We start from the raw sequence: 24,109 nt of genomic DNA, 5'->3' as shown, positions 1-24,109 counted from the left end.
CGCCACGCCGCGGCTGATCTGGAGATAGACAAGCCCGGTGCTGATCCGGTTGCGCCGCAACACCTCGCGCATCACGACTTCAAGCGCCGCAGAGGAGAGGGGGAGCAGAATATCGATCTCGCGCAGGCTGCGCTGCAGCCGTGCCATGTGCAGTGGGGCGTCGATCAGCCGCCCGTCCCGCACATACACGACTTCGTAGATGCCGTCGCCGAACTGAAAGCCGCGATCCTCTACATTGACCGCAGCTTGCCCCAGGGCGCGGCCGCGCCCGTTATCATATCCGAGCGCGCAGTAGCGCCCGTTCACATACGCCACCGCTCCCATTTTTGCTCCCCTTACCGGTTCAGCGCGGCCATGGCCGCTTCCGGGTAGCGGCTGCCGAGCACGGCATCCGGCGCAAACGTTTTGTTCAGCGTCGCCAGCTCATCGCCTGTCAGCGTGACGTCCAGCGCGCCGAGATTTTGCTCCAGATAGGCGCGGCGCTTGGTGCCTGGGATCGGCGCGACATCCGCGCCCTGCGCCAGCACCCAGGCCAGCGCCACCTGCGCCGCGGTGATTTTCTTTGCCGCCGCGATCGCCTCGACCGTTTTCACCAGGGACAGATTTTTCGCGAAATTCTCGTCCGAAAAGCGCGGGCCGTTCTTGCGGAAATCGCCGGCCGGAATGTCGGCGGCGGATTTGAACGCGCCGGTCAGGAAGCCGCGCCCGAGCGGGGAATAGGGCACCAGGCCGATGCCGAGCTCGCGCAGCGTGGGCAGGATGTCCGCCTCGATGTCCCGGGTCCAGAGCGAGTATTCGGTCTGCAATGCGGTGATCGGGAACACTTTGTGGGCGCGGCGGATGGTGGCGGCGGAAGCCTCCGAGAGGCCGAGATGCCGCACCTTGCCGGCCTTCACCAGCTCCGCCATGGCGCCCACCGTGTCCTCGATGGGCACGTTCGGGTCGACGCGGTGCTGGTAATAGAGATCGATGACCTCGATGTTCAGCCGCTTCAGCGAGGCTTCCGCCGCCGCCTTCACATAGTCAGGCTTGCCGTTGATGCCGAGGAACCCGCCTTCGGCCGAGCGCACGTTGCCGAACTTGGTGGCGATGATCAGCCCGTCGCGCCGGCCGCGGATCGCCTGGCCGAGCAGTTCTTCGTTCTTGCCGACGCCGTACATGTCGGCGGTGTCGAAATGGGTCACACCCTTGTCGATCGCGGCTTGGATGGTGGCGATCGATTCCGCGTCGTCGCGGCCGGCATAAAATTCCGACATGCCCATGCAGCCAAGGCCGAGCGCGGAGACGCTCAGGCTCTCACCGGCGGCGTTTTTGCCGAGTTTACGATGTTGCATGTGAAACGCTCCTTATTTGACGGCGTTAGAATACATCAGCCATGCCCGCTTCTGGCCTCGCGGAGGGAGGAAAGCGGCGCAAAAACTTCTGCTCCGCTGGGCCTGAGGCGATGTCGGCGACAACGCCCATGACCCAGATTAAAAAAGTTTTTTTGCTACTTTTTGTTCACGAAAAGTAGCCTTCCTGTTGCTTTAGGCGGTCACGCGCGTGACCGCCTGGACCTGAGCGAATTGGTCGGGCGTCAGATAGGCGGCCAGGACCTCCTCGGGAGGCCCGGCAAGCTTAATTTGTCCGCCGTCCATCCAGATCACGCGGTTGCACCACCGCATGATGATTTCCGCGCTGTGCGAGGACAGCACGAGGATTTCCGCCCCCTCGACCATGCCCTCCAGCCGGTGCCGCGCCTTGTCCAGGAACGAGGCGTCGCCGGCGAGGATCCATTCATCCATCAGCAGGATCTGCGGCCGGATGGCGGTGGCGAGCGCGAAGCCCAGGCGGACGACCATGCCGGAGCTGTAGGTGCGCACCGGCAGTTCGAGGAACTGGTCGAGCTCGGCGAAGGTGGCGACATCCTCTTCAAGGCGCAGAATCTGTGCCTTGTTCAGCCCGCTATAGAGGCCGCGCAGGCGGATGTTCTCGCGCCCGGTCAGGTCCATATTCATGCCCTGGCTGGGGTCGAGCAGCGCCGTGATCGCGCCCTCGATCTCGATATTCCCGGCGACCGGCTCATAGATGCCGGCCATGGTGCGTAGCAGGGTGGTCTTGCCGGCGCCGTTGGAGCCAACGAAGCCGAGCCGGTCGCCGCTCTGCAGGGAGAACGAGACGTCGCGCAGCGCCTGCACGACCAGGCGGTGCTTCTTGTCCTCGCCCAGCCGGCCGGAGGCGACGGAGAACACGGTCTTTTTCAGGCTGCGGCTTTCGCCGTGATACAGCGGAAAGGAGACCGAAACATGGTTGAATTCCAGGCTCGCCATGGCTCAGATCCAGTATGCGATGCGCGAGCGGGCGCGGATGAAGACCAGGGCGGCGAGCAGTACGAGCAGCGCCGAATAGCCGAGCGCCACGGCCCAGGCCATAGGCTCGAATGCGTTGCCGAGCAGCGGTCCGCGCAGGATCTCCAGCATGGCATAGAACGGGTTCCCTTGCACCAGCACCAGGCCGATATGCCGGTGCATGAGCATGGTCGGGCTCCACAGCACCGGCGTGACATAGAAGGCAATCTGCAGGACGCTGGCGACGATCGGCGGGATGTCGCGGAAGCGCGCCCCCACCACGCCGAGCAGCAGGCATGCGGCCATGCCGTCGATCAGCCAGAGCAGCAGCCCCGGGATCACGCTGATCACCGCTTCGCTCGGCACGACGCGGAAGATCGCGAACACCGCGACGATGACGACGAGGTTATGCGCCAACACGAACAGGTTGCGCATCACCACCCGCGCCGCATGCAGTGAGAACGGCATGCGCTGGGAGCGAATCATGCCTTCGGCGGCGGTGAAAGCGGTGCCTCCTTCGGCCGTTAGCGTGCTCAGAAAACTCCAGAAAATCAGCGAGAATGACAGGAACGGCAGGTAGGCGGCGACATTCTGGTGGAACAAGGTGGCATAGAGGATGCCCATGGCGCCGATCATCACCGCGGTGGAGAGGGTGAGCCAGAACGGGCCGAGCAGCGAGCCGCGATAGCGCAGCTTGATGTCCATGAAGCTGAGCGCCAGCACCAGCCGCCACAGCCCCATGGTCTCGCGCAGATCGGCCCCGGCGAGGGCCATACGCCGCCCCCAGCCGTGCGCGGCGGCGATCGAAATCCGTCCTCCTGTGGCCTGCATGAGATGCGGAACCTCCGTGTTGGCTTTGGGGTGCCCCGGTGCGATCATGTTCATAAAGCGGCGATAGCGGAATGGGTAGGTCGCAGCAACCGCGGCGCCGCTTTTCGGAGAGAGGAAAGTGGCCGCTTTTTGAAAAAAGCGGCGCAAAAACTTTTGTTAATCTGGACCATGGGCGTTGTAGGCGCCAACGCCCATGGTCCAGATTAATAAAGTTTTTTTGCTACTTTTTGTTCACAAAAAGTAGCCTTCCCCTTCACTTCCCGCCCTATTGAGGCCGCACCACCGTATTGGCGGCCTCGACGATCGCCACATGTTCACCCGAGACGAAGTCCGGCTGCCCGGGACCCGCCGGCTGCACGATGGACACCACGGAATTGTCCTGCCGGCGGATCACCAGCTCCACCGCTTCCTGCTCCGTTGGCGCGGAGACATTCAAGGTCACGAGAATTTTTTGTACGACGGCGTCGGTGCCATCGAAAACCGCCGGCCGCACCGAAATCACGGTGCCGAGCCGCAACTGGCCGGTGAGCGATGTCGCCTGGGCGGCCGGCTGCGTCATGTTCCCGGCGCAGGCGGCGAGCAGCGGCGCCAGCCAGACGAACGGCAGCACCCGGCATGTTCGGCGCGGAACAAATTTCAACCAGTTCATTTCACCCATGGCACGCTCTTATCATCGTCGCTCGGGGGCGGATAGGAGCCTCGTCCCGGCAGGTTTATCTTGCTGCGAGTTCTGTTCTCGTTTAGGGGGTTAGAGCGCCTTGTTTAAGCCATTATTGAGCTAAACCCTACAAAACTCTACCAAGCAATGGTGTTCTAGTTGGAGGCTCTCCCGTGACGACGACATCAAGCGGCTGTGTGGCCGTTCGCCCCCAGGCCGCGCATCGACTGGCCGCCTGGCCGGTGCCGGCTGGTACCGCGCGGATGGCGCGTCTGGCGGCCGGCTGCGCCAGCCTGGCGCTGCTGGCCGCCTGTTCGAGCGGCGGCCGCAATCCGGCGCTGGGCCCCTCCGCGGGTTATTACGTGAATCACGCCACGCCGGAGAGCTATCGGCCGCCGGGACCGCCCGGCGATCCCTGGGGGCCGTATATTAGTGCCGCGTCGCAGCGTTTCGATGTGCCGGGCTCCTGGATCCGCAATGTGATGCGCGTGGAATCCGGCGGCAACGAATATATGGATGGCCATCTCACGGTGTCCGCCGCCGGCGCCATGGGACTGATGCAGCTGGAGCCGGAAACCTATCGCGAGATGGCGGCGCAGTTCGGCCTCGGCTCCGACCCGTTCAACCCGTACGACAACATCATGGCCGGCACCGCCTATATCCACCAGATGTACGTGATCTATGGCTCGCCGGGCTTCCTGGCCGCGTATAATGCCGGGCCGGGGCGGCTGAACGAATATGTGAACGACCACGTCCCGCTGCCGCAGGAGACGCAGACCTATCTGGCCATGATCGCGCCGCGCATTCAGGGCGATTATCCGGGGGGAAACACTGCGGATGAGGAGGTGGCGACGAACACCTCGCCCGCGAGCGGCCCTGCGCTGCCACAGGCTGCGATGCCGCCCGCGCCGGTGACGGGCCTGCCGCAGACTGCGCCCGTCGCCCAGGCCGCGGTGCCGGCCCCGGTGTCAAGCGCGCCGGCTCCCCCGGTGCAGATGGCCGCGCTGGCGTCCAGCACGCCTGTGTCCGCCATCTATGTGCCGGCCCCTCAGCCGCCACCGCCACCTCCGCAGGCGCCTGCGCCACAGCATCATTTTACGTTGATCCCGGCGGCCATGGCCGACACGCCGCCGTCGGTCGAGCCGAGGCCGGCGCCGCCGTCGCGTGATTTTGCTCCGGTGTCGAGCGGCTGGGCGATCCAGGTCGGGGCCTATAACAATCCGGGCGATGCCAAGGCCGCACTCGGCATCGCCGAGCTCTCCGCCGTGCAGATGCTGCTCAACGGCCGGCCTCTGGTCGTGTCGGTCGATGTCCGCGGCCACAGATATTACCGGGCGCGGGTGGCGGGCCTGGCACACGAGGCGGCGGTGAGCGCCTGCGACCGGCTCTCCTCTGGCCCGACCGGCTGCATGGTGCTCTCGCCCGACGATCAGTCTTAAGTAAGAAAGGCCTACTTTTTGTGAACAAAAAGTAGCAAAAAAACTTTGCTAACGCTGGGCCATGGGCGTTGTCGCTGATACCGCCCATGGCCCAGCATAACAAAAGTTTTTGCGCCGCTTTTTTCAAAAAGCGGCTTCTTTCTTTTTCAGACCGCGCCGTTGGCAAGCAGCGTGGCGCGCACCGCCTCGGGCGGCACGTCGCTGCTGGTGAAAGCCCGGCCGATGCCACGGCTGAGCACGAAGGTCAGCTTGCCGCCGCGCATCTTCTTGTCGCGCGCCATGTGGGCGATGAGCTTGTCCGCCTCCCATCCGCTGATACGCACCGGCAGGCCGAGTTCGGCCAGATGTGCGGCGATGCGCGGGGAATCCTCCTGCGGGCACAGGCCCAGTGCGGCGGAGAGGTGCGCGGCCAGCACCAGCCCGGTCGCCACCGCCTCGCCATGCAACAGCCCCTTGCCGTAGCCGGTTTCCGCTTCCAGCGCATGGGCGAAGGTGTGGCCCAGGTTCAGCAGCGCGCGGCCGTCATTCGGCTTGGTCTCGCGCTCGTCGTCGCCGACCACTTCCGCCTTGAACGTGACCGCGCGCCGCACCGCCTCGGCCAGGAGCGCAGCATCGCCCGCCAGCATGGCCTTGCCGTTGGCCTCGCACCAGGCGTGCAGGCCGGCATCGGCGATCAGCCCGGCCTTGAAAATCTCCGCATAGCCGGCGGCAAGCTCGCGCGCCGGCAGGGTGGCGAGGATTGCGGTATCGGCCAGCACCATGATCGGCTGGTGGAAGGCGCCGATCAGGTTCTTGCCCTGCTTCGCGTTGATGCCGGTCTTGCCGCCGACGCTGGAATCCACCTGGGCGAGCAAGGTGGTCGGGATCTGGATGAAGGGCAGCCCGCGCAAGGTGGACGCCGCGGCGAAGCCCGCCAGGTCGCCGATCACGCCCCCGCCGAGCGCAATGACGCTGGTGGAGCGGTCCACTTTCTGCTCCAGCAACTGGTCCACCACGTGCTGCCACGTCGCGAAGCTCTTGGATGTCTCGCCGGGCGGCACGGTGATCGCGGCATGGGCGATGCCGACTTCGTCGAGGCTGGCCTCGAGCGTCGCCAGATGCAGGGTTGCGACCGTCTCGTCGGTGATGATCACGCAGCGCGGCTGCGGCATCACCGGCGCCATCAGCGCCCCGGCGCGGGGGAGCAGATCGGCGCCGATCACCACCTCGTAACGGCTCTGGGAGAGCACCACCGGCACGCGCAGCGGCGCGGTATAGGCGGCGATGGCGGCGATGACGTTGCTGGTGGTCACGTGGGCTGGGTCCTCTGAACCGTCGACGATGATGTCGGCCTGGGCATAGACCGGGCTGCGCAGCGCGGAAAGCCGCGCCAGGGTCTCCGCCGGGTTGCCGGAATTGAGCAGCGGCCGGTGGGTGCGGCCCTGGGTGCGGGCGAGCAGGATCGGCAGCGCACAGCGCAGCCAGACCGAGAGCCCCCGTGCGCGGATCGCGGCGCGGGTTTGCGGGTCCATGAAGGCGCCGCCGCCGGTGGCCAGCACGATGCGCCCTTCCGCCAGCAGGCGCTGGATCACGCGCTTTTCCCCGGCGCGGAAATGCGCCTCGCCGTGCTGGGCAAAAATCTCCGCGATGGTCGTGCCCGCGGCTTTCTCGATTTCGTGGTCGGCGTCAAAGAACGGCAGGCCGAGCTGTTCGGCCAGCCGTTTGCCGATCGCCGTCTTGCCCGCACCCATCAGGCCCACCAGCACGATGCTGCGTTCGGCCTTGGGGAGTTGTTCACTGTTGTCTTGCATGTTCCCCAAGGCTTATCACAAGATTGACATGACGATAGATGGCCCGACCGAAGCCTTCCTGGAAATGCTCGCCGCGGAGCGCGGGGCGGCGCGCAACACGCTGGCGGCCTATCAGGCGGATCTTGAGGGTTTTTCCGCGTTTTTGAGGGGGCCGGCGTCACAAGCCAGTGCCGCTGAGATCGGGGCTTATCTGGAAGCGCTGCATGCCGACGGCCTCAGTGCACGCACCGCCGCGCGGCGGCTTTCCAGCTTACGGCAATTTTTCCTGTTCTTGCTCCGTGAGGGCATGCGCGCCGACAACCCGGCGCAGGAACTGGCCACGCCGCGCCTGCCGCAATCCTTGCCCAAGAATCTCAGCGAGGCGGAAGTGGACCAGCTGTTTGTCGCCGCGCGGGCGATCGAGGGCGTTCCGGGTTTGAAAACCCTCGCCGGGCTGGAAATCCTCTATGCCACCGGGCTGCGCGTGACCGAGCTGATCAGCCTGCCGGCAGCGGCGCTGGCCACCGACGCGGCGATGCTGCTGATCAAGGGCAAAGGCGGGCGCGAGCGCATCGTGCCGCTGTCGGACGCCGCCAAGGACGCGGCCTTGGCCCTGCGCGCCGGCTATGGGAACAAAAAACCGCGCTATCTGTTCGCCGGGCGCGACCCCAAGCAGCCGATGACGCGGCAGGGTTTCGCCTTGCTGCTCAAGGCGGCGGCGCTCAAAGCCGGCCTTGATCCGGCGCGGCTCTCGCCGCACGTGCTGCGGCACGCTTTCGCGTCACACCTGCTGGCGCATGGCGCGGATCTGCGCAGCCTGCAGAAACTGCTCGGCCATGCCGACATCGCCACCACGCAGATCTATACCCATGTGCTGGCGGAGCGGCTGCAGCTTCTGGTGCAGGCGCATCACCCACTGGCCCAAGGTTAAAGAAAGTAAGCGGCCGCTTTTTAAAAAAAGCGGCGCAAAAAAACTACTTTTTGTTCACAAAAAGTAGCCTTCCTTCCTCTTGAAGACTTCCAGCCATAGCCGGTCGAGCCAGGAGCCGCGATGCCGGCTTTCGTGCGTGCGGATATAGGCCCGCATCGCTTTCGGCATTTTTCCGGGCGGCGGGATTTCGGCGCGCCATGCGGCGGCGATGCCTTGGATTGTGGCGGGCAAGCGCCCGGTTATGGCGCCCCGGAGGGCATAGGATAAAATTCGTGGGGCCAGGGCAGGCCAGGACGCACCCCATTTGCGGCTGATCACCAGCCGGTTGCGGACGTGCCAGGTCATGCGCGCGTCTCCGCCGAGGCGGGCGGCGGGGGCGGGGCGATGCCGCACCGCCAGCGAGCCGTCATAGGCGATCCGCCAACGCCGGGCGATCGCGGCGAGGCAGAAATCATATTCCTCCCAGGTGAAGAACAGGCTGGGGTCATAGCCGCCGACCGCCTGCCAGGTGGCGCGGCGGATCGCGTGGCCGGCGCCGACGAAGGTGGTGGCGTCGAATTTTTCGCGAAATTTCGGCCGCAATCGCTGCGGATAGCCCCAGCTCGACAGGTCCGGCGCAGACCCGTCGGCGGCCAGAATATTGAAGCCGAGCGCCCCAAGGTCCGGCCGGCGGTTAAAGGCTTCTACCGCGCCGGCGACAATCCACGGGTCGCGGAACACCGCGTCATTGTCCAGCCCGACGATGATCCGGCCATGACCGCATCCGGCCAGGAAATTCCGGCCCCCGCCGACCCCGAGATTTTGCGCCGCCCGATACAGGGAAAAATGCGGCGTGTTGGCGAATTCCGTGGTCAAGGCCCGGGTCGTGTCCGGACCAGAATTCTGGTCCAACACGCTGACGTGAAAAACCCCGCCGCGCTGCGCCAGCGCCGAGCGGATTGCCGCCCGCGTTTCCTCCGGCCGTTCCAGGCACAGGATCACGATATCTGCGTCATAGGCGCCAAAGCCGGGTTTTGTGCCGGCAATCAGAAGCGGCGCCTCACAAGGCATTTTGCGGCCGCAAAATCGCCGGAACGGTGCGGAGCAGGATTAGAACGTCCAGCCAGAGCGACCAGGAGTGGATATATTCGAGGTCGCTGGCCAGGCGCTGTTCCAGGGTCGTCACATGCGGTGTGGCGCCGCGCTGGCCGCGGATCTGCGCCAGCCCGGTCATGCCCGGCTTGACCCGGTGGCGCAGCCGGTACAGCCGTACCGCATCCTCGAACTGCACCCCTTCCACGGCGGTTTCGGGTGCGTGCGGGCGCGGCCCGACCAGCGACATCTCGCCTTTGATGACGTTGATGAGCTGCAGCAACTCGTCCAGCGAGAAGCGCCGAAGAAAACGCCCGATCCGCGTCACCCGCGCATCGTCGTGCCTGGCCTGGGTGAAGGGCGCGCCGGGCGTAAAAACCATGGTGCGGAATTTCAGCACGGTGAAGACCCGCCCCTGTGCGCCGATGCGGGCCTGCCGGAAGATCACCGGCCCGTCGCCGCTGGCCTTGACCAGCACCGCGGCGAACAGCACCAGCGGCGAGAGGGCGAGGACCAGGAGTGAGGCGGCCAGGACGTCGAACACCCGTTTCGTCAGGTTGAGCGAGGACACGAAATCGCCCGCCACCGGCACGATGCGGTAGGTGTCCCGCGCGCTCGGCAAAAATTCGGAAAAACTCCCGGCGATGTCGAAGCCGATCCAGATCCGCGCCGGAAAGGTGAGGAATTCGCTCAGCAGTTCGGGCGTGGAGGTGAGGCGCTCCAGTCCCGGATGGTACAGGAACACGATGTCCTGGATTTTCCTGTGCGCCAGCGCGCGCAGACGGTGGGGGATGTCGTCCCGACCGGGACGCCGCGCGAGCAGCACGAATTCCGGGTTTTTCGCCGAGATGCCCTGGCTTGCGAGGGCCTGAAGCAGCCCGGCGGGGCATGCATCTTGGCAGACGATCAGCGTCCGGCCCGCCGGGCCAAAGGCGGGATCGGTCGCGCGTGTGGCGAGCGCGCTGCGTGCCAGGCCGAGTGCGGCGGGGGTCAGGATCAGGTCCGCCACGGTCCAGCACCGTGTCAGGATATGCGGATGGCCGAGTGACAGAGCGAGCAGCAGCATCGCCGCACTGGTGGCGAGAAAGCAGTTGATCGCGAGGCCCGTCGCCTGGTGGGCGGTGCGCAGGCGCATGGCGTAGCCGCCATGCGAGGCGATCAGCGCCACCGTGATCAGGGCCAGAAAGGTCCAGAAAACCAGGTTGCGGGGCAGATTCTCGGAGCTCTGCCGCAGCAGGCTGCCGTAAAGCGGGATCACCATGACCGCACAGAAATCCGCGGCGGCGGCGCGCGCGCCGTGCGGCAGTTTCTGCTCCGCCGGTTGGTAAGGCTTCTGTTTTAGTCCCAGCCCGGCGGCCTGCAGCCCAGCCATCCTGTCGCCCTCAAGTTGTTACGACATCGCATCGTAAATCTGAGGTAGAGTTAACGAAAAACTAATTTTTTTGAAAGAAAATAATTGAACACCAGCCCGGAAGCGGTCCCGGCGACGATCGCCAGCACCGGTTGCGCGCGGCATAGCGGGCTGATGGCGACCAGCGCGAAGAATGTGCCGCGGTTGAAAATGAAGCCGACGAGATTGGTGGCGAGGAATTTCAGCCATTGCACATGCGCGGCGCCATGCGTGTGGTGCCGGAACGTCCACCAGCGGTTGATCGCCCAGTTCACCGTGGCGGCGACAAAAAAGCCCAGCGTGCCGGCGACATACAAGCCGAAATGGTTTCTCGTGGCGTAGACGGTCGCGGTGTCCCAGCAGAAGCCGAGCGCGCCGACCGCGCCGAAGCGGATGAAATCCTGGCTGAGCCCGGTGCGCGCCAGCAGCACCACGCCGGCATCGAGGAGCGACAGGACCTGTCGGGCGAAGGAGTTTCGGGACATTTCTGCTCCGCGCCTAGCCGAGGCTGGCGGCGCCGGCAAGGGAGCGAAGGGCGTTGTCGGCGCCAACGCCCATGCCCTCCGGGGCTATTCCAACGGTGCTACGCACCGCCGGAACCTTGAGCCCCTCGGCCCAGCATAACAAAAGTTTTTGCGCCGCTTGGCTCGAAAAGCGGCTGCTTTCCTCTCTCGGCTTGACGCTTCGGCCCGGGGACGCTCACATATGTCATACGAAATGAATGGAGCCGAAAAATGCCCCAGATTTCCTTGACCGTGAACAACCAACCGGTAACGGCAGAGGTCGAGGCGAGGACGCTGCTCGTCGAATTTCTCCGTGGTCCGCTCGGCCTGACCGGCACGCATATCGGCTGCGACACCAGCCAGTGCGGCGCCTGCGTGATCAGCATCGATGGCAAATCCGTGAAATCCTGCGCGATGCTGGCGGTGCAGGCCGATGGCGGCCATGTCACCACCATCGAGGGTCTGGCCGCGGCGGACGGCACGCTGCATCCCATGCAGGAGATGTTCCGCGAGCACCACGCGCTGCAATGCGGCTTTTGCACCCCCGGCATGGTGATGAGCGCGATCGATCTGGTGCAGAGCCATCCCGAGGGCCTCACCGAGGCGCAGATCCGGCACGGGCTGGACGGCAATCTCTGCCGCTGCACCGGCTACCACAATATCGTCAAAGCCATCGCCGCCGCCTGGCCGCTGATGCATGGCCAGAGCGTATCGCACGCGGCGGAATAGGGAGGGACGGATGTATAATTTCGCATACAGCAAACCCGCAACCCTCGCCGAGGGCGCGAAAATCCTGGCCGGGGACATGGAGGCCAAGGCCCTGGCCGGCGGCCAGACCTTCGTGCCGGTGCTGAAGCAGCGGCTGAACAAGCCGTCCGTGGTGGTCGATCTGGCGGGGCTGAACCTCGCCGGCATCAAGCGCGTGGGGAACAGCATCGAGATCGGCGCGATGACGACCCATGCCGAGGTCGCCGCCTCGCCGGAAGTGAAACAGGCGTTTCCGGCGCTGGCCGAACTCGCCGGCAATATCGGCGACCGGCAGGTGCGTTATTGCGGCACCATCGGCGGCTCGCTCGCCAATAACGACCCTTCCGCCTGCTATCCGGCCGCCGCGCTGGCGCTGGATGCGGTGATCCGGACCAACACACGCGACATCCCGGCGGCGGACTTCTTCCAGGGCCTGTTCACCACGGCGCTGGAGCCTGGCGAAATCATCACCGCAGTGACTTTTGTTCCCCCCGAGCGGGCCGCTTACGCCAAATTCGCCAACCCGGCTTCGCGCTACGCCATGGTCGGCGTGTTCGTCGCCAAGACCACCGCAGGCGCGCGGGTCGGGGTGACGGGGGCGGGACAAAACGGCGTGTTCCGCCACACGGCGATGGAGCAGGCGCTGGACAAATCCTTCACGCCCGCCGCGCTGGACGGCGTCCCCACCGACGAGGACCTGATGAACGCCGACATCCACGGCAGCGCCGCCTATCGGGCGCATCTGGTAGGCGTGATGGCCAAACGCGCCGTGCAGGCCATGGTCTAAGGAAGGGAAGGCTACTTTTTGTGAACAAAAAGTAGCAAAAAAACTTTGCTAACCTGGGCCACGGGCGTTGTCGCTGACAACGCCCGTGGCCCAGCGGAGCAAAATTTTTGCGCCGCTTTTTTTAAAAAGCGGCCGCTTACTTTCTACCGCTCAGTTCGCGAACGGGTCCTGGACGAGGATGGTGTCGTCGCGTTCCGGGCTGGTGGAGAGCAGGGTCACCGGCGCTTCCACCAGTTCCTCGATCCGCTTCACATATTTGATCGCTGCCGCCGGCAGTTCCGCCCAGGAGCGGGCGCCGCGGGTGGAGCTGTCCCAGCCATCCAGCTCTTCGTAGATCGGTGTGGCTGCCGCCTGTGCCGCCATGCCGGCGGGCAGGTGCTTATAAGCCTTGCCGTCGATCATGTAGCCGGTGCCGATCTTCAGCGTCTTGAAGCCGTCCAGCACGTCGAGCTTGGTCAGCGCCAGGCCGTTGACGCCGCCGACCTTCACCGCCTGGCGCACCAGTGCGGCGTCGAACCAGCCGCAGCGGCGCTTGCGCCCGGTGACGGTGCCGAATTCACGGCCGCGTTCGCCGAGCAGGGTGCCGGTGTCGTCGTGCAGCTCGGTCGGGAACGGGCCGGAACCGACGCGGGTGGTATAGGCTTTGGCGATGCCGAGCACGCGGCCTACCGCATCCGGCCCCATGCCGCTGCCCGAGGCGGCGGTGCCGGCCACGGTGTTGGAGGAGGTGACGAACGGGTAGGTGCCGTGATCGACGTCCAGCATCACCGCTTGCGCGCCCTCGAACAGGATACGCGACCCGGCCAGCCGCGCTGCCGCCAGGCGCTCCCAGACCGGTTCGGCGAAAGGCAGGATTTTCGGCGCCAGCTCGAGCAGGCTTTTCAGCAGGTCGGCCTTGTCGAAGGTCGGCGCGCCGAGCCCGGCCAGCAGGGTGTTGTGGTGCAGCAGCAGCTCGTCGAGCTTGGCCGAGAGCGTCTCCGGCTCAGCCAGGTCGCAGACGCGGATGGCGCGGCGCGCCACCTTGTCCTCATAGGCCGGGCCGATGCCGCGTCCGGTGGTGCCGATTTTGCGGCTCCCCCGGGCTGCCTCGCGCGCGGAATCGAGTGCCACGTGGAGCGGCAGGATCAGCGGCGCGTTGTCGGCGATGCGCAAGGAGGCCGGCGTGACCGGCAGGCCCTGGGCGCCGACGCGCTCGATCTCGGCGAGCAAGGCGGAGGGGTCGATGACCACGCCATTGCCGATCACGCCGAGCTTGCCGCGCACCACGCCGGAGGGCAGCAGGGACAATTTGTAGGTCTGGCTGCCGACGACCAGCGTGTGGCCGGCATTATGCCCGCCCTGGAAGCGCACCACGATGTCGGCCCGGCTGGCGAGCCAGTCCACCACCTTGCCTTTGCCCTCGTCGCCCCATTGCGCGCCGATGATGGTAACGTTGGTCATTCTTCTGGTCCTTGATTTAGGGGGGAGATTGCCCCGTCCTGAAACACGTGGGAGCAGCCCAGCCGCGCCGCCTCGTCCTTGGGCGACGGATGCGGTGCCAGCCCCGCCACGGTGGCGTAGTTTTGCGCCCGGTATTGCGCGCCGGTCGCCGCCGGCGTGCCGTACGGCAGGTACAAACGGGGGCGCAGCGGCTGCGGCGGGGCGACGCGGACAATCGTATCCGGATACAGCGTGATGCCGGTCGCGGGCTCGGTGTCCCCGCACAGATACCGTCCGCCGCGGCCGAGCTCGGCCTGCTCGCCGAGGGCGAACAGCGTCACGCACAGCCCGGTATGGTACTGGTAGCTGCGAAACTCCACGGGATCGACGGTGATCTGCAGGTCCGGCTGGCGCTGGCGCAGCACCGCCACGGTTTCGGCGATCCGCCGCGCCTGTTTTTTCGGTTCCTCCGGCAGGTCGATCGCCAGAAGTGCGGGGATCGCGCGTTCAGCTGTCCCTGTGGCGTCCAGCAGGTCCAGCAGTTGCCGGGTGAGCGGGCTTCCGACATCGGTGACCGCCGCCGCGTCCTTGCGGTCCAGCGCGCGGGCGAGGAGCCGGCGGTCGTGTTCCGCCACACTTTCCAGCAGATGCGTGACGAGGCGCGGCGCGGTGAGGTCGACGCTGATGCCAAAAATGCCGATCTCCGCGAGGGCCGCCACGGCGGTGAGGATGATCTCCGCATCGGCCTCGGCGGTGTCGGGACCGATCAGCTCGATGCCGGCCTGGGAAATCTGCCGTTCCGGCTGCAGATGGCTGCCGCGCACGCGCAGGCATTGGCCCGAATAAGTGAGGCGCAGCGGCCGCGGCGCCGTGGCCAGGCGGGTGGTGGCCAGGCGCGCGATCTGCGGCGTGATGTCGGCGCGCAGGCCCATCATGCGCTGGCTGTCCGGGTCCATGAGCCGAAAGGTCTGCTCGGCGGTGGCGGCGCCGGAGCCGGCAAACAGGCTGTCCTCGAACTCGATCAGCGGTGCTGCGACGCGCTGATAGCCGTGCGCGGCGAAGCAATCCATGATCGCTCCGACGGAACGGGCTTCCAGTTCTGCCTCCGGCGGCAGCACGTCGCGCAGGCCGGCGGGCAGAAGGGCAGGGTGGGTGAGCGGTGTTTCGTTCATGTGACCCAATCTCTTTGGCGCGGCGCTATAGCATTGCTACGTCTCAGGTCCAATTGCATCCGTTTCGGTATCGTACTAAATGGCCGTATTGCAACCTGAAGGGGGCCCTGGCGCCCGTGCTGTTCAACAGCAAGCTGTTCATGCTGGCGTTCCTGCCGCTGACCTTAAGCGGGTTTTTCGCCGTCGGGCGGTCCGGGCGGGCGGCGAAGTTTTGGCTCCTGGGCGGAAGCCTGGTTTTTTACGCCTCGGGGAATCCCTTGTTTTTGCTGGTGCTGCTGGGCTCGATCGGCGCCAATTTCAGCGTTGCGCGGCGGTTGGCTTGTGGCGCCGGGCGGGGCTGGCTGGTGGCGGGGCTGGCCGGCAATCTTCTGCTTCTCGGGGTTTTCAAATATGCTGGGTTCCTGGTCGTGACGCTGGGTCTGCCCGCGCCCTTCGGAGGTTTTCTGGCGCCGCTCGGGATCAGTTTTTTCACCTTTCAGCAGGTGATGTTTCTGGTCGATCTTTCGCGCGGCGTGATTCCGCTGCCCGGCTTGCTCGATTACGCCTGCTTCATTGCCTTCTTCCCGCATCTGATTTCCGGGCCGATCGTGCGGCCCGCCCACATCCTGCCGCAGTTCGCCGCCTTGGCGCCGCGCCGGGATGTGGCCGCGCGGCTGGCCGAGGGGGCGGAACTGTTTCTCCTGGGGTTGATAAAAAAACTGGTGCTGGCGGACGGGCTGCAGCACTTCGCAGCACCCGGCTTTGCCGCCGCCGGCAGGCTCGACCCGATCACCTTCATCGAGGCCTGGGTCGCTTTGCTGGCCTACGGCGCACAGATTTATTTCGATTTTTCAGGCTATTGCGACATGGCGGTCGGCCTCGCGCGGCTGTTCGGCATCTCCTTCCCGCAAAATTTCGACCGGCCTTATACGGCCACGAGCGTAAGCGATTTCTGGCGACGCTGGAACATCACGTTGAGCAGCTTCCTGCGCGACTATCTCTACATCCCGCTCGGCGGCAACCGCCGGGGCGAGGGGCGGCGGGTGGCCAATCTCATGATCACCATGCTGCTGGGCGGGCTGTGGCATGGCGCGGCCTGGCGGTTCCTGTTCTGGGGCGGGCTGCACGGGGTGTTTCTGGTGGTCCATGGTTTTTGGCGCAGGCTCGGCTGGCGGCTGCCCACCCCGCTCGCCTGGGGGGTGACGCTGCTGTGCGTGCTGCTGGCCTGGGTGCCGTTCCGCGCGCCGGGACTGGGTGCGGCGATGGATTTTTATGCCGGGCTGTGCGGGGCGCATGGTCTCGCGCTGCCGGGCTTTTATGTCGGGCTTGTGCCGGGCTTGGGCACATTCGTGCAGGCCGTGCCGGTGCTGCCCTGGCTGGGCGATGCGCGCACGGTCAGCCTGCCGCAGGCCTGCCTGCTGCTGGCGCTCGCCTGGTTTGTGGCACTGCGGGTGCCGGAGGTTCCCGCGCTGGGCCGGCGCGGGCGGAGCGTGGCGCTGGTGGCGGGGTTCGGCTTCTGCCTGCAGGCGCTGTTCTTCGCCCCCGCGACGGTGCCGTTTCTGTATTTCCAGTTTTAGGAAGCCTTCTTTTTGTGAACAAAAAGAAGCAAAAAAACTTTGTTATGCTGGGCCATGGTCGTTGTCCCCGACACCGCCCATGGCCCAGCATAACAAAAATTTTTGCGCCGCTTTTTTTAAAAAGCGGCAGCTTTCTCGCCTGTTGCGCGCTCTCGGTCGTCCTCTACGTCATGGCCTTCGCGTTCTGGCTCGACCGGCCGCTCTCGCTCGGCCTCATGCGCACGGAACTGCTGCAAAAGACCGCGCGCCTCGCCACCCTGAAATCGCCCAAAATTCTAGTGCTGGCGGGTTCCAACGGGCCGTATTCGCATTCCTGCGTGGTCATCGGCGCGATGCTGGCGATGCCGTGTGAGAATGGCGGCATCACCGTCGGCATCGAGCTGGACGAACTCCTGGTCCGCGATACGCCGTTTTTGCGCCGCGGTGACGTTGTCTATTTGCCCATGGAGCTTGCGCAGTACACAGCGTCGCGCGCCCAGTACGACGCCGCGCAGGATGGTTTTTTGCTCCTGCGCCATGACCGGGCCTTGCTGGCCCGGTTGCCGCCGGACCGGATTTTGGGCGCGCTGTTTTGCTGCACGCTGGCCGACGCGTTGGATTCGCTCGCGGAAATGGCGCTGGCGCGGCACGACGTCTCGCCAGCAGCCCTGATGGCGCGGGAATATAATGAAGAGGGCGACCGGATCGACAACGACCCGGCCGGCGCCATGCCGGGCCTGCTGCGCCATCCGCCCCGCGTTGTGCCGGGCGCGCAGGAGATCGCGCAGGGTTATGGTGCGGCGCTCATTGCCCGTTTCGTCGCGGCGGAGACGGCGCGCGGGGTGATCGTGATCGGCGGGCTGCCGACGGATTTTTCTACCCTGGCGCTGAACGATATTCTGGTCCGGGCCGTTGCCGGCATTTACACCGCGCATGGCGGGGCTTTTCTGGTCCTGCCCAACCGCAGCCTCTATCCCGCCGCGGATTTCTTCAACGGCGAGGACCACCTGGCCCGGCCTTGCCAGTATCTGCACTCGATTGCGGTGGCGGAAGGGCTGGCCGAACTGCTGCACCGTGCCGTCCTGCCGCCAGGTCTCGCGATCCGGCGGGTCGCGGCCTCCTGCCCGAGCGTGCTGGCGGAGCGGTAGGCGTTGTCCCCGACAACGCCCACGGCCCAGCATAACAAAAATTTTGCGCCGCTTTTTTTAAAAAGCGGCTGCTTACTTCAAACCACCAAAGCCGCGCGCTGCCCGGCGAGGCGTGACCAGGCCGCGGCCTCGTCCTCGTCGAAAAGTTCCGTCAGCTTGCGCATCATCGTCCCGCCCAGCTCCTCGGCATCGACGATGGTCACGGCGCGGCGGTAATAGCGCGTCACGTCGTGGCCGATGCCGATGGCGATCAGCTCCACCAGATCGCGCGACTCGATCTCGTGGATCACGTCGCGCAGATGCCGTTCCAGGTAGCTGCCGGTGTTGACCGAGAGGGTGGAATCATCCACCGGCGCGCCGTCGCTGATCACCATCAGGATGCGCCGGTGCTCGGGGCGCGCCAGCAGGCGGCGATAGGCCCAGAGCAGTGCCTCGCCGTCGATGTTCTCCTTGAGCAGCCCCTCGCGCAGCATCAGCCCGAGATTTTTCCGCGCCCGCCGCCAGGGGGTGTCGGCGGCCTTGTAGATGATGTGGCGCAGGTCGTTGAGCCGGCCGGGGCTGGGCGGCTTGCCGGCGGCCACCCATTGCTCGCGGCTCTGCCCGCCTTTCCAGGCGCGGGTGGTGAAGCCCAGCACCTCGACCTTGACCGAGCAGCGCTCCAGCGTGCGGGCCAGGATGTCGCCGCACATCGCCGCCACGGTGATGGGGCGGCCGCGCATGGAGCCGGAATTGTCGATCAGCAGTGTCACCACCGTGTCGCGGAACTCCATGTCGCGCTCGCGCTTATAGGTGAGGGCGAGCAGCGGATCGACGATGATGCGCGACAGCCGGGCGGCATCCAGCATGCCTTCTTCCAGGTCGAACTCCCAGGCGCGGGTCTGCTGTGCCAGCAGGCGGCGCTGCAGACGGTTGGCGAGTTTCGAGACCACGGCGTGCAGATGCTGGAGCTGCTGGTCGAGCTGCTGGCGCAGCCGGCTCAGCTCCTCCGGGTCGCAGAGTTCCTCGGCGTCGATTTCCTCGTCAAAAGTGCGAGTGAAGGCGCGGTAGGCGGTGCGCCCGTCATCCTGAGGTGCGGCGCGGCGCTGCTGCGGCCCGGCCGGGGCCTCGTCGGCCTCGTCGGAAACATCGTCGGCGTCGCCCTCGGCTTCGGTCTCCTGCGCCGCCCCTTCAGCCTCGGACGTCTCCGGCTGGGCGGCGAGCATGGCCTGCTCCGCACTTTCGGTCTGGCCCTCGCCGTCTTGCGAATTGTCCTGCTGCGAGGTGTCCTCGCCGCCGTCCTCGTTGTCGTCGCCTTCGCTGTCTTCCTGGGCGTCGGCTTCGGCCATGTCCAACGCCGCCAGCAGCTTGCGGGAGGCCTTGGTGTAGCGGGACTGGTCACCGCGCGCAGCGGCGAGCTCGGCCAGCGCCGTCTCGGCCTCCGGGCCCAGCGTATCGCGCCAGAGCGAGAGGATATGCTGCGCCGCGTCCGGCACCGCTTGCGGGTCCATGCGGTCGCGCGCCAGCAGCGAAAGGGCGGCGGGCAGGGGCAGCTGGTCGCGCCGCGTCATGCGGCTCAGCCCCTCGCTCTCGCATTCCTCGTTCAGCTTGCCGCGCAGATTGGCCGAGACGCCTGCCATGTGGGCGGCGCCGACGATCTCTACCCGCGCCTGTTCCAGGGCGTCGTAAGCCTCCTTGGCCTCGCGCGAGGCCGGGGCGCGGGCGGTGTGGAGCGCGTCGTCATGGTGGCGCAGGCGCAGCGCCAGCGCATCGGCCATGCCGCGCAGCTTGGCCATCTCCGTGGCGGGCAGCGCCCGGGTCGGGGGCGGCAGGCGGGCCCGCTTGCCGGCCAGGCCCGACGGGCCGGGCTGGTAGGCGACCTGCACGTCGTCGGTCTGGGCGATGGCGCGCAGCGCGCTCGCGGTGGCGCGCTTGAAATCTTCAGCCTTGCCCTGGTCGTTAGCGGCCATGTCGCGTCACCCTGCGGCGCGCAGGCCGGTCGCGATCTCCTCGTCGAAGCAGCGCTGGTAGTACTCCGCCACCGTGTTGCGCTCGGCCTCGTCGCATTTGTTAAGGAAGGTCAGGCGGAAGGCGAAGCCGATATCGCCCATGATGCGGGTGTTTTCCGCCCAGGTGATGACGGTCCGCGGCGACATGACGGTGGAGATGTCCCCGGCGATGAAGCCGGCGCGGGTCAGGTCGGCCAGGGCCACCATGCTCTCGGTGCGCTTCTTGGCTTCCTTGTCGGAGGCGGGGATGCCGAGCTTGGCCATGACGATCGCCACCTCCTGCGCGTGCGGCAGGTAATTGAGGGTGGCGACGATGTTCCAGCGGTCCATCTGGCCCTGATTGATCTGCTGCGTGCCATGATACAGGCCGGTGGTGTCGCCCAGCCCCACCGTGTTGGCGGTGGCGAAGAGCCGGAAGGCGGGATGCGGGCGGATCACGCGGTTCTGGTCGAGCAGCGTCAATTTACCCTCGACCTCCAGCACGCGCTGGATCACGAACATCACGTCCGGGCGGCCGGCATCGTATTCGTCGAACACCAGGGCGCAGGGGTGCTGCAGGGCCCAGGGGAGGATGCCCTCGCGGAATTCGGTGACCTGCTTGCCGTCCTTCAGCACGATCGCGTCCTTGCCGACGAGGTCGATGCGGCTGATATGGCTGTCCAGGTTGACGCGGATGCAGGGCCAGTTGAGCCGCGCCGCGACCTGCTCGATATGCGTGGACTTGCCGGTGCCGTGATAGCCCTGCACCATGACGCGGCGGTTGAAGCCGAAGCCGGCGAGGATCGCCAGCGTGGTCTCGCGGTCGAACTGATAGGCCGGGTCGATCTCCGGCACATGTTCGGTGCGGATCGAGAAGGCCGGGACCTCCATGTCGATGTCGATGCCGAACACCTCGCCCGCCTCCACCTTGATGTCGGGCAGGTTCACCGCCGAGGTCGGCGTGTTCCGGGTTTCAGCGAGTGCGGCGACGTTGTTCATCGAATCTTCAATCCTGTTGCTTCTTAGAATGAGCGGCTTCGGGCGGCGGTTCAACCAGACTTAATCCGCCACGGTCTCGGCGGTACGCGCAAGGTTCGAGGCCAGTTTGCCACGAAGCGTCGCATAGGCAAGGTTGATGACCTTTAAACGTTCCTCGGAACGCTTGTCGCCATGATTGGCGTCGGGGTGATGGCGCTTGGCGAGCTCCTTGTAGCGGGTCTTCACGTCGTCCAGCGTCACCGGCCAGTCCAGCGCCAGGGTGCTAAGCGCCTCGCGCAATTCCGGCGGGGCGCTGGCCTGCGAGGGGGCTTTCGGACGCGGGCCGAAGGCGAAGGCGTGCAGCTCGGCCTCCAGCGCCTCGTCCATGCGCGAATGGCCGCCGAGCCGGCCCAGCGGCCAGGTCGGGCGCTGCCAGGACGAATCGGCGCGCAGATTGGCCTCGATCTCTTCCGGGGACATGTCCTTGTAGAAATCCCAGGAGGCATTGTAGGCGCGCACATGGTCCAGGCAGAACCAGTGGAACTCGCGCAGCGTCGAACGCGATTTGGGCGCGCGGAACTCGCCCTGGTTGGGGCAGTTCGGCATGTCGCAGAACCGGCCCGGGGCATTCGGGTCGGGCGCGAAAGCGCGCGGCTTGCGTGACGAGGCAATCATGTCCCTAATGTGCGCGCTTGACCCGAATAAGCAACACTGACCTGGACCTGGGATGCTGCCGATGATGAAAAACCGATATGCGCGGATTCAAGAAATCCTCGAAACCGCCTTCAAGCCGACGCTGCTCGAGATCGTCGATGAGAGCGCCAAGCATGCCAACCATGCCGGCCGCAACGGTCTGCCCGCCGGCGAGACGCATTATCAGGTGCGGATGGTCGCGACGGCGCTGCAAGGACAGTCCCGCCTCGCCCGGTCGCGCGCCGTGCACGAGGCGCTGGACCCGGAGTTCAAGAGCGGACTGCACGCGCTGTCGCTGAAATTGCAGACGCCGGATGAAGCCGCCAAGTAAGGAAAAGCACTACTTTTTGTGAACAAAAAGTAGCAAAAAAACTTTTTTATGCTGGGCCATGGGCGTTGTCGGCGACAATGCCCATGGCCCGGATTCTAGTTTCGGCCGTACGTATCCTCGATGCGGACGATGTCATCCTCGCCCAGATACGGACCGGACTGCACCTCGATCACGGTGAGCGGGATTTTCCCGGGATTTTCCATGCGATGGACGCAGCCGAGCGGCAGATAGATGCTCTCGTTCTCGTGCACCATGCGCACCTCGGCGTCGCAGGTGACGGCGGCGCAGCCGGCCACCACGACCCAGTGTTCGGCGCGGTGGAAGTGTTTCTGCAGCGAGAGTTTCTGGCCCGGCCAGACGACGATCCGCTTGACCTGGAAGCGGTCGCCCTGGATCAGGCTCTCGTAGAATCCCCAGGGGCGGTAGGTGCGGTTATGCGTGTCCGCCTCCGGGCGCTTCATCTTCTTCAGCCGGTCCACGACTTTTTTGACGTTCTGCGATTCGTTTTTGTGCGCCACCAGCACCGCGTCCTTGGTGGTGACGACTACCAGGTCGCGCACGCCGAGCAGGGCGGTCATCGCCCCGTCGCTGCGCACATAGCTGTTCGTCGCACCTTCCAGCAGCACGTCGCCGAGGGCGGAGTTGCCGGCGTCGTCCTTGGGCGCGATGTCGGCCAGCGCCGTCCACGAGCCGACATCCGACCAGCCGAGGGAGGCCGGCACCACCACTGCCTTGTCGGTTTTTTCCGCGATCGCGTAGTCGATGCTGATATCCGGGGCAGCCTCGAACGCGGCGGCGCCGAGTCGCAGGAAGTCGAGGTCGGTGGTGCGGGTGTTCATCGCCGCCTGCACCGCGCTCAGCACATCCGGCGCCAGTTTTTCCATCTCGGCGAGCAGCATTCCGGCCTGGAACATGAACATGCCGGAGTTCCAGAGGTTGTTGCCCTCTTTCAGCAGTGCTTCGGCATGGGCGGCGTCCGGCTTCTCGATGAATTGATGCACCGAGAACACGCCCGGCAGGCGGTCGATCGGGGCGCCCTCGGTGATATAGCCATAGCCGGTTTCCGGCGTGGTCGGCTGCATGCCGAAGGTCACGAAATAGCCGGCGCGGGCGGCGGCGGCGGCGGATTTCAGCGCGGTCTGCAACGCCGCCTGGTCATTGATCGAAGCGTCGGCGGCCATGATCCACAGCACCGCGTCCGGATTGGTCTCGGCCGCCAGCAGGCAGGCGGCGGTGATCGCCGGGGCGCTGTTGCGGCCCGTGGGTTCGAGCAGGATCTGCGCGCCCTTGACGCCGGCATTGCGCAACTGCTCAGCGACCACGAAGCGGTGCTCCTGGTTCGCCACGACGATCGGCGCGGTGAAGGCGGGCGTATGGGCGCGCAGCGCCGTCTCGGCCAGCAGCGACTGTTCGGAGATCAGGGGCCAGAACTGCTTGGGAAAGCTCTTGCGCGAGACCGGCCAGAGCCGTGTTCCCGAGCCGCCGGACAGGATGACCGGAACGATTTTACTGCCAAGGTCAGCGAGTGTCATGAAACCTCTTGTTTTCGGTTGCAAATCGATGGTCGGACTTTGCGCTTGTCCCGCGAAACCGGCAGAATGGTCCCATGAATGTACCCGGACAATCCCCCCATCTTGGCGATATGACAGCGCTCGATTTCGCGCAAGCCGCGGCGTCCAAGCCGGTGATTCTGCTCCCCCTCGGCAGCCAGGAAGATCATGGCCCACATTTGCCGATGGGTGACTATCGGTTAGCCGATCTGCTGGCAGGCCGCATCGCCGCGGCTGCCACGGCGCAGGGGAGCAGAAGTTTCGTGGCGCCCTGCCTGCCGTTCGGCGTGGCGGATTATTTCGGCTGCAGCCCGGGCGGGCTGGCGCTGTCCCCCGCCGCCTTCCGCGCCGCGCTGGCCGACCTACTGGAGGGGCTGCTGCGTCACGGTCTGGAGCGGATCGTGATCCTCAACGGCCATGGCGGCAACGTGCCGGTGATCCATGAGGTGACCCTGCAACTCCGCCGTGAACGGGGGCTGGTGATCCCGTCTTTCTATCTGTGGAAGATCGCCCGGAAACTGATGGAAAAGCGTGTTTCCGTGGCGCGTTTCGGCCATGGCGCGGAGCCGCTGCTCTCGCTCACTATGGCCTTAAGGGGCGAGACCGTGCACGCGGACGATGCGGCGCCCCCGCCGCAGACCATGCTGGGGCTGAAGGTGAGCAATTTCGGCACCCTGGATTTCGAGGGCGTGGACATCGACGCGCCGGCGGAATTCGACGCGGTGCCGCGCGCGGCGGTGACCGCGGCGTGGCCAGAGGCCTCCGCCGCGTTGGGACAAGAGGTCGCCGATGAGTTGGTGGCGCTGGGGGCGCGGTTCGTCGCTCACGTGGACAAGAAAAGCAAGGAAGCAGCCGCTTTTTAAAAA

General features: G+C 65.8%; 23 protein-coding genes. 8 read left to right on the top strand and 15 right to left on the bottom strand.

The window, feature by feature from the left end:
• The 5 genes from VGG47_RS07890 to VGG47_RS07870 form a co-directional block, all read right to left on the bottom strand.
• Positions 1-324: aminotransferase class IV (locus VGG47_RS07890; RefSeq protein WP_331537192.1), on the bottom strand; the 324-nt coding region annotated here is incomplete at its 3' end.
• Positions 325-335: 11 nt separating this feature from the next.
• Complete coding sequence (locus VGG47_RS07885) at positions 336-1,334, bottom strand: aldo/keto reductase (RefSeq protein WP_331537190.1); 999 nt, start codon at positions 1,332-1,334, stop codon at positions 336-338.
• A 192-nt stretch (positions 1,335-1,526) separates the two neighbouring features.
• Positions 1,527-2,309, bottom strand: coding sequence for an ABC transporter ATP-binding protein (locus tag VGG47_RS07880; RefSeq protein ID WP_331537188.1), 783 nt, complete (start codon positions 2,307-2,309; stop codon positions 1,527-1,529).
• A 3-nt stretch (positions 2,310-2,312) separates the two neighbouring features.
• Positions 2,313-3,212 (bottom strand): ABC transporter permease, encoded by a 900-nt coding sequence (locus tag VGG47_RS07875; RefSeq protein WP_331537186.1) that lies wholly within the window; start codon positions 3,210-3,212, stop codon positions 2,313-2,315.
• A gap of 211 nt (positions 3,213-3,423) precedes the next feature.
• A complete protein-coding gene (locus VGG47_RS07870; RefSeq protein ID WP_331537184.1) occupies positions 3,424-3,816 on the bottom strand; it encodes a hypothetical protein in 393 nt (130 codons plus the stop codon).
• Between the two features lie 173 nt (positions 3,817-3,989).
• On the opposite strand from VGG47_RS07870, the gene VGG47_RS07865 reads away from it, so the two are divergent.
• Positions 3,990-5,255 carry a transglycosylase SLT domain-containing protein gene (locus tag VGG47_RS07865; protein ID WP_331537182.1) on the top strand — a complete coding sequence of 422 codons (1,266 nt, stop codon included), beginning with the start codon at positions 3,990-3,992 and terminating at the stop codon, positions 5,253-5,255.
• Positions 5,256-5,401: 146 nt separating this feature from the next.
• Here the strand turns inward: VGG47_RS07865 and aroB are convergent, their stop codons facing one another.
• Entirely contained in the window at positions 5,402-7,045 is a 1,644-nt protein-coding gene (gene aroB / locus VGG47_RS07860; RefSeq protein ID WP_331537180.1) for a 3-dehydroquinate synthase, read from the bottom strand.
• A gap of 28 nt (positions 7,046-7,073) precedes the next feature.
• Between aroB and VGG47_RS07855 the strand changes: the two genes are divergently transcribed.
• Positions 7,074-7,955, top strand: coding sequence for a tyrosine recombinase (locus VGG47_RS07855; protein WP_331537178.1), 882 nt, complete (start codon positions 7,074-7,076; stop codon positions 7,953-7,955).
• A 54-nt stretch (positions 7,956-8,009) separates the two neighbouring features.
• Here VGG47_RS07855 and VGG47_RS07850 read toward each other — a convergent pair whose 3' ends face one another.
• Genes VGG47_RS07850 through VGG47_RS07840 form a run of 3 tightly spaced genes read right to left on the bottom strand, consistent with a single transcriptional unit; the run spans position 8,010 to position 10,901 of the window.
• Positions 8,010-9,005, bottom strand: coding sequence for a glycosyltransferase family 2 protein (locus VGG47_RS07850; RefSeq protein WP_331537176.1), 996 nt, complete (start codon positions 9,003-9,005; stop codon positions 8,010-8,012).
• Positions 8,995-10,398 carry an exopolysaccharide biosynthesis polyprenyl glycosylphosphotransferase gene (locus VGG47_RS07845; RefSeq protein ID WP_331537174.1) on the bottom strand — a complete coding sequence of 468 codons (1,404 nt, stop codon included), beginning with the start codon at positions 10,396-10,398 and terminating at the stop codon, positions 8,995-8,997. The genes VGG47_RS07850 and VGG47_RS07845 overlap by 11 nt, the downstream gene beginning before the upstream one ends.
• A 50-nt stretch (positions 10,399-10,448) precedes the next feature.
• Positions 10,449-10,901 (bottom strand): GtrA family protein, encoded by a 453-nt coding sequence (locus VGG47_RS07840; RefSeq protein WP_331537172.1) that lies wholly within the window; start codon positions 10,899-10,901, stop codon positions 10,449-10,451.
• 249 nt (positions 10,902-11,150) lie between these two features.
• Between VGG47_RS07840 and VGG47_RS07835 the strand changes: the two genes are divergently transcribed.
• Positions 11,151-11,648 (top strand): (2Fe-2S)-binding protein, encoded by a 498-nt coding sequence (locus tag VGG47_RS07835; protein WP_331537170.1) that lies wholly within the window; start codon positions 11,151-11,153, stop codon positions 11,646-11,648.
• A gap of 10 nt (positions 11,649-11,658) precedes the next feature.
• Complete coding sequence (locus tag VGG47_RS07830; protein ID WP_331537168.1) at positions 11,659-12,453, top strand: FAD binding domain-containing protein; 795 nt, start codon at positions 11,659-11,661, stop codon at positions 12,451-12,453.
• A gap of 150 nt (positions 12,454-12,603) precedes the next feature.
• On the opposite strand, the gene VGG47_RS07825 is transcribed toward VGG47_RS07830, so the two are convergent.
• Together VGG47_RS07825 and VGG47_RS07820 are read right to left on the bottom strand one after the other, a co-directional pair.
• The gene (locus tag VGG47_RS07825) at positions 12,604-13,893 is read right to left on the bottom strand and encodes an adenylosuccinate synthase (protein WP_331537166.1); all 1,290 of its coding nucleotides are present in this window, start codon (positions 13,891-13,893) and stop codon (positions 12,604-12,606) included.
• Positions 13,890-15,044 (bottom strand): ATP phosphoribosyltransferase regulatory subunit, encoded by a 1,155-nt coding sequence (locus tag VGG47_RS07820; protein WP_331537164.1) that lies wholly within the window; start codon positions 15,042-15,044, stop codon positions 13,890-13,892. The genes VGG47_RS07825 and VGG47_RS07820 overlap by 4 nt, the downstream gene beginning before the upstream one ends.
• Before the next feature lie 116 nt (positions 15,045-15,160).
• Here VGG47_RS07820 and VGG47_RS07815 point away from each other — a divergent pair, with 116 nt between their 5' ends.
• A complete protein-coding gene (locus VGG47_RS07815) occupies positions 15,161-16,600 on the top strand; it encodes an MBOAT family O-acyltransferase (protein WP_331537162.1) in 1,440 nt (479 codons plus the stop codon).
• A 170-nt stretch (positions 16,601-16,770) separates the two neighbouring features.
• Complete coding sequence (locus VGG47_RS07810) at positions 16,771-17,727, top strand: hypothetical protein (protein WP_331537160.1); 957 nt, start codon at positions 16,771-16,773, stop codon at positions 17,725-17,727.
• A 77-nt stretch (positions 17,728-17,804) separates the two neighbouring features.
• Here the strand turns inward: VGG47_RS07810 and cobT are convergent, their stop codons facing one another.
• Genes cobT through VGG47_RS07795 form a run of 3 tightly spaced genes read right to left on the bottom strand, consistent with a single transcriptional unit; the run spans position 17,805 to position 21,344 of the window.
• Complete coding sequence (gene cobT, locus VGG47_RS07805) at positions 17,805-19,673, bottom strand: cobaltochelatase subunit CobT (RefSeq protein WP_331537158.1); 1,869 nt, start codon at positions 19,671-19,673, stop codon at positions 17,805-17,807.
• Between the two features lie 6 nt (positions 19,674-19,679).
• Positions 19,680-20,690: a cobaltochelatase subunit CobS gene (gene cobS, locus VGG47_RS07800; RefSeq protein ID WP_331537156.1), complete on the bottom strand. Its 1,011-nt coding sequence runs from the start codon at positions 20,688-20,690 to the stop codon at positions 19,680-19,682.
• Between the two features lie 60 nt (positions 20,691-20,750).
• The gene (locus tag VGG47_RS07795) at positions 20,751-21,344 is read right to left on the bottom strand and encodes a J domain-containing protein (protein ID WP_331537155.1); all 594 of its coding nucleotides are present in this window, start codon (positions 21,342-21,344) and stop codon (positions 20,751-20,753) included.
• Between the two features lie 61 nt (positions 21,345-21,405).
• On the opposite strand from VGG47_RS07795, the gene VGG47_RS07790 reads away from it, so the two are divergent.
• Complete coding sequence (locus VGG47_RS07790) at positions 21,406-21,693, top strand: BolA family protein (protein WP_408841704.1); 288 nt, start codon at positions 21,406-21,408, stop codon at positions 21,691-21,693.
• A gap of 95 nt (positions 21,694-21,788) precedes the next feature.
• On the opposite strand, the gene VGG47_RS07785 is transcribed toward VGG47_RS07790, so the two are convergent.
• Positions 21,789-23,225, bottom strand: a complete 1,437-nt coding sequence (locus VGG47_RS07785; protein ID WP_331537154.1) for a mannose-1-phosphate guanylyltransferase/mannose-6-phosphate isomerase — start codon at positions 23,223-23,225, stop codon at positions 21,789-21,791.
• A gap of 110 nt (positions 23,226-23,335) precedes the next feature.
• On the opposite strand from VGG47_RS07785, the gene VGG47_RS07780 reads away from it, so the two are divergent.
• A complete protein-coding gene (locus VGG47_RS07780) occupies positions 23,336-24,106 on the top strand; it encodes a creatininase family protein (protein WP_331537152.1) in 771 nt (256 codons plus the stop codon).
• The last annotated feature ends 3 nt before the right edge of the window (positions 24,107-24,109 follow it).

It is taken from the genome of Acidocella sp., from assembly GCF_036489515.1.
Taxonomy (GTDB): Bacteria; Pseudomonadota; Alphaproteobacteria; order Acetobacterales; family Acetobacteraceae; genus Acidocella.
Note: the sequence above shows the minus strand (reverse complement) of the source record. Positions and strands in the feature narration are given on the sequence as shown.

Bases quoted from the DNA above. Each gene is read 5' to 3' on its own strand.
- VGG47_RS07820 (WP_331537164.1), bottom strand. From the start codon at position 15,044: ATGAACGAAACACCGCTCACCCACCCTGCCCTTCTGCCCGCCGGCCTG.
- VGG47_RS07880 (WP_331537188.1), bottom strand. From the start codon at position 2,309: ATGGCGAGCCTGGAATTCAACCATGTTTCGGTCTCCTTTCCGCTGTAT.
- VGG47_RS07795 (WP_331537155.1), bottom strand. From the start codon at position 21,344: ATGATTGCCTCGTCACGCAAGCCGCGCGCTTTCGCGCCCGACCCGAAT.
- aroB (WP_331537180.1), bottom strand. From the start codon at position 7,045: ATGCAAGACAACAGTGAACAACTCCCCAAGGCCGAACGCAGCATCGTG.
- VGG47_RS07785 (WP_331537154.1), bottom strand. From the start codon at position 23,225: ATGACACTCGCTGACCTTGGCAGTAAAATCGTTCCGGTCATCCTGTCC.
- VGG47_RS07780 (WP_331537152.1), top strand. From the start codon at position 23,336: ATGACAGCGCTCGATTTCGCGCAAGCCGCGGCGTCCAAGCCGGTGATT.
- VGG47_RS07885 (WP_331537190.1), bottom strand. From the start codon at position 1,334: ATGCAACATCGTAAACTCGGCAAAAACGCCGCCGGTGAGAGCCTGAGC.
- VGG47_RS07835 (WP_331537170.1), top strand. From the start codon at position 11,151: ATGCCCCAGATTTCCTTGACCGTGAACAACCAACCGGTAACGGCAGAG.
- VGG47_RS07870 (WP_331537184.1), bottom strand. From the start codon at position 3,816: ATGGGTGAAATGAACTGGTTGAAATTTGTTCCGCGCCGAACATGCCGG.
- VGG47_RS07830 (WP_331537168.1), top strand. From the start codon at position 11,659: ATGTATAATTTCGCATACAGCAAACCCGCAACCCTCGCCGAGGGCGCG.
- VGG47_RS07825 (WP_331537166.1), bottom strand. From the start codon at position 13,893: ATGACCAACGTTACCATCATCGGCGCGCAATGGGGCGACGAGGGCAAA.
- VGG47_RS07840 (WP_331537172.1), bottom strand. From the start codon at position 10,901: ATGTCCCGAAACTCCTTCGCCCGACAGGTCCTGTCGCTCCTCGATGCC.
- VGG47_RS07845 (WP_331537174.1), bottom strand. From the start codon at position 10,398: ATGGCTGGGCTGCAGGCCGCCGGGCTGGGACTAAAACAGAAGCCTTAC.
- cobS (WP_331537156.1), bottom strand. From the start codon at position 20,690: ATGAACAACGTCGCCGCACTCGCTGAAACCCGGAACACGCCGACCTCG.
- cobT (WP_331537158.1), bottom strand. From the start codon at position 19,673: ATGGCCGCTAACGACCAGGGCAAGGCTGAAGATTTCAAGCGCGCCACC.
- VGG47_RS07790 (WP_408841704.1), top strand. From the start codon at position 21,406: ATGATGAAAAACCGATATGCGCGGATTCAAGAAATCCTCGAAACCGCC.
- VGG47_RS07850 (WP_331537176.1), bottom strand. From the start codon at position 9,005: ATGCCTTGTGAGGCGCCGCTTCTGATTGCCGGCACAAAACCCGGCTTT.
- VGG47_RS07855 (WP_331537178.1), top strand. From the start codon at position 7,074: ATGACGATAGATGGCCCGACCGAAGCCTTCCTGGAAATGCTCGCCGCG.
- VGG47_RS07875 (WP_331537186.1), bottom strand. From the start codon at position 3,212: ATGAACATGATCGCACCGGGGCACCCCAAAGCCAACACGGAGGTTCCG.
- VGG47_RS07810 (WP_331537160.1), top strand. From the start codon at position 16,771: ATGGCCTTCGCGTTCTGGCTCGACCGGCCGCTCTCGCTCGGCCTCATG.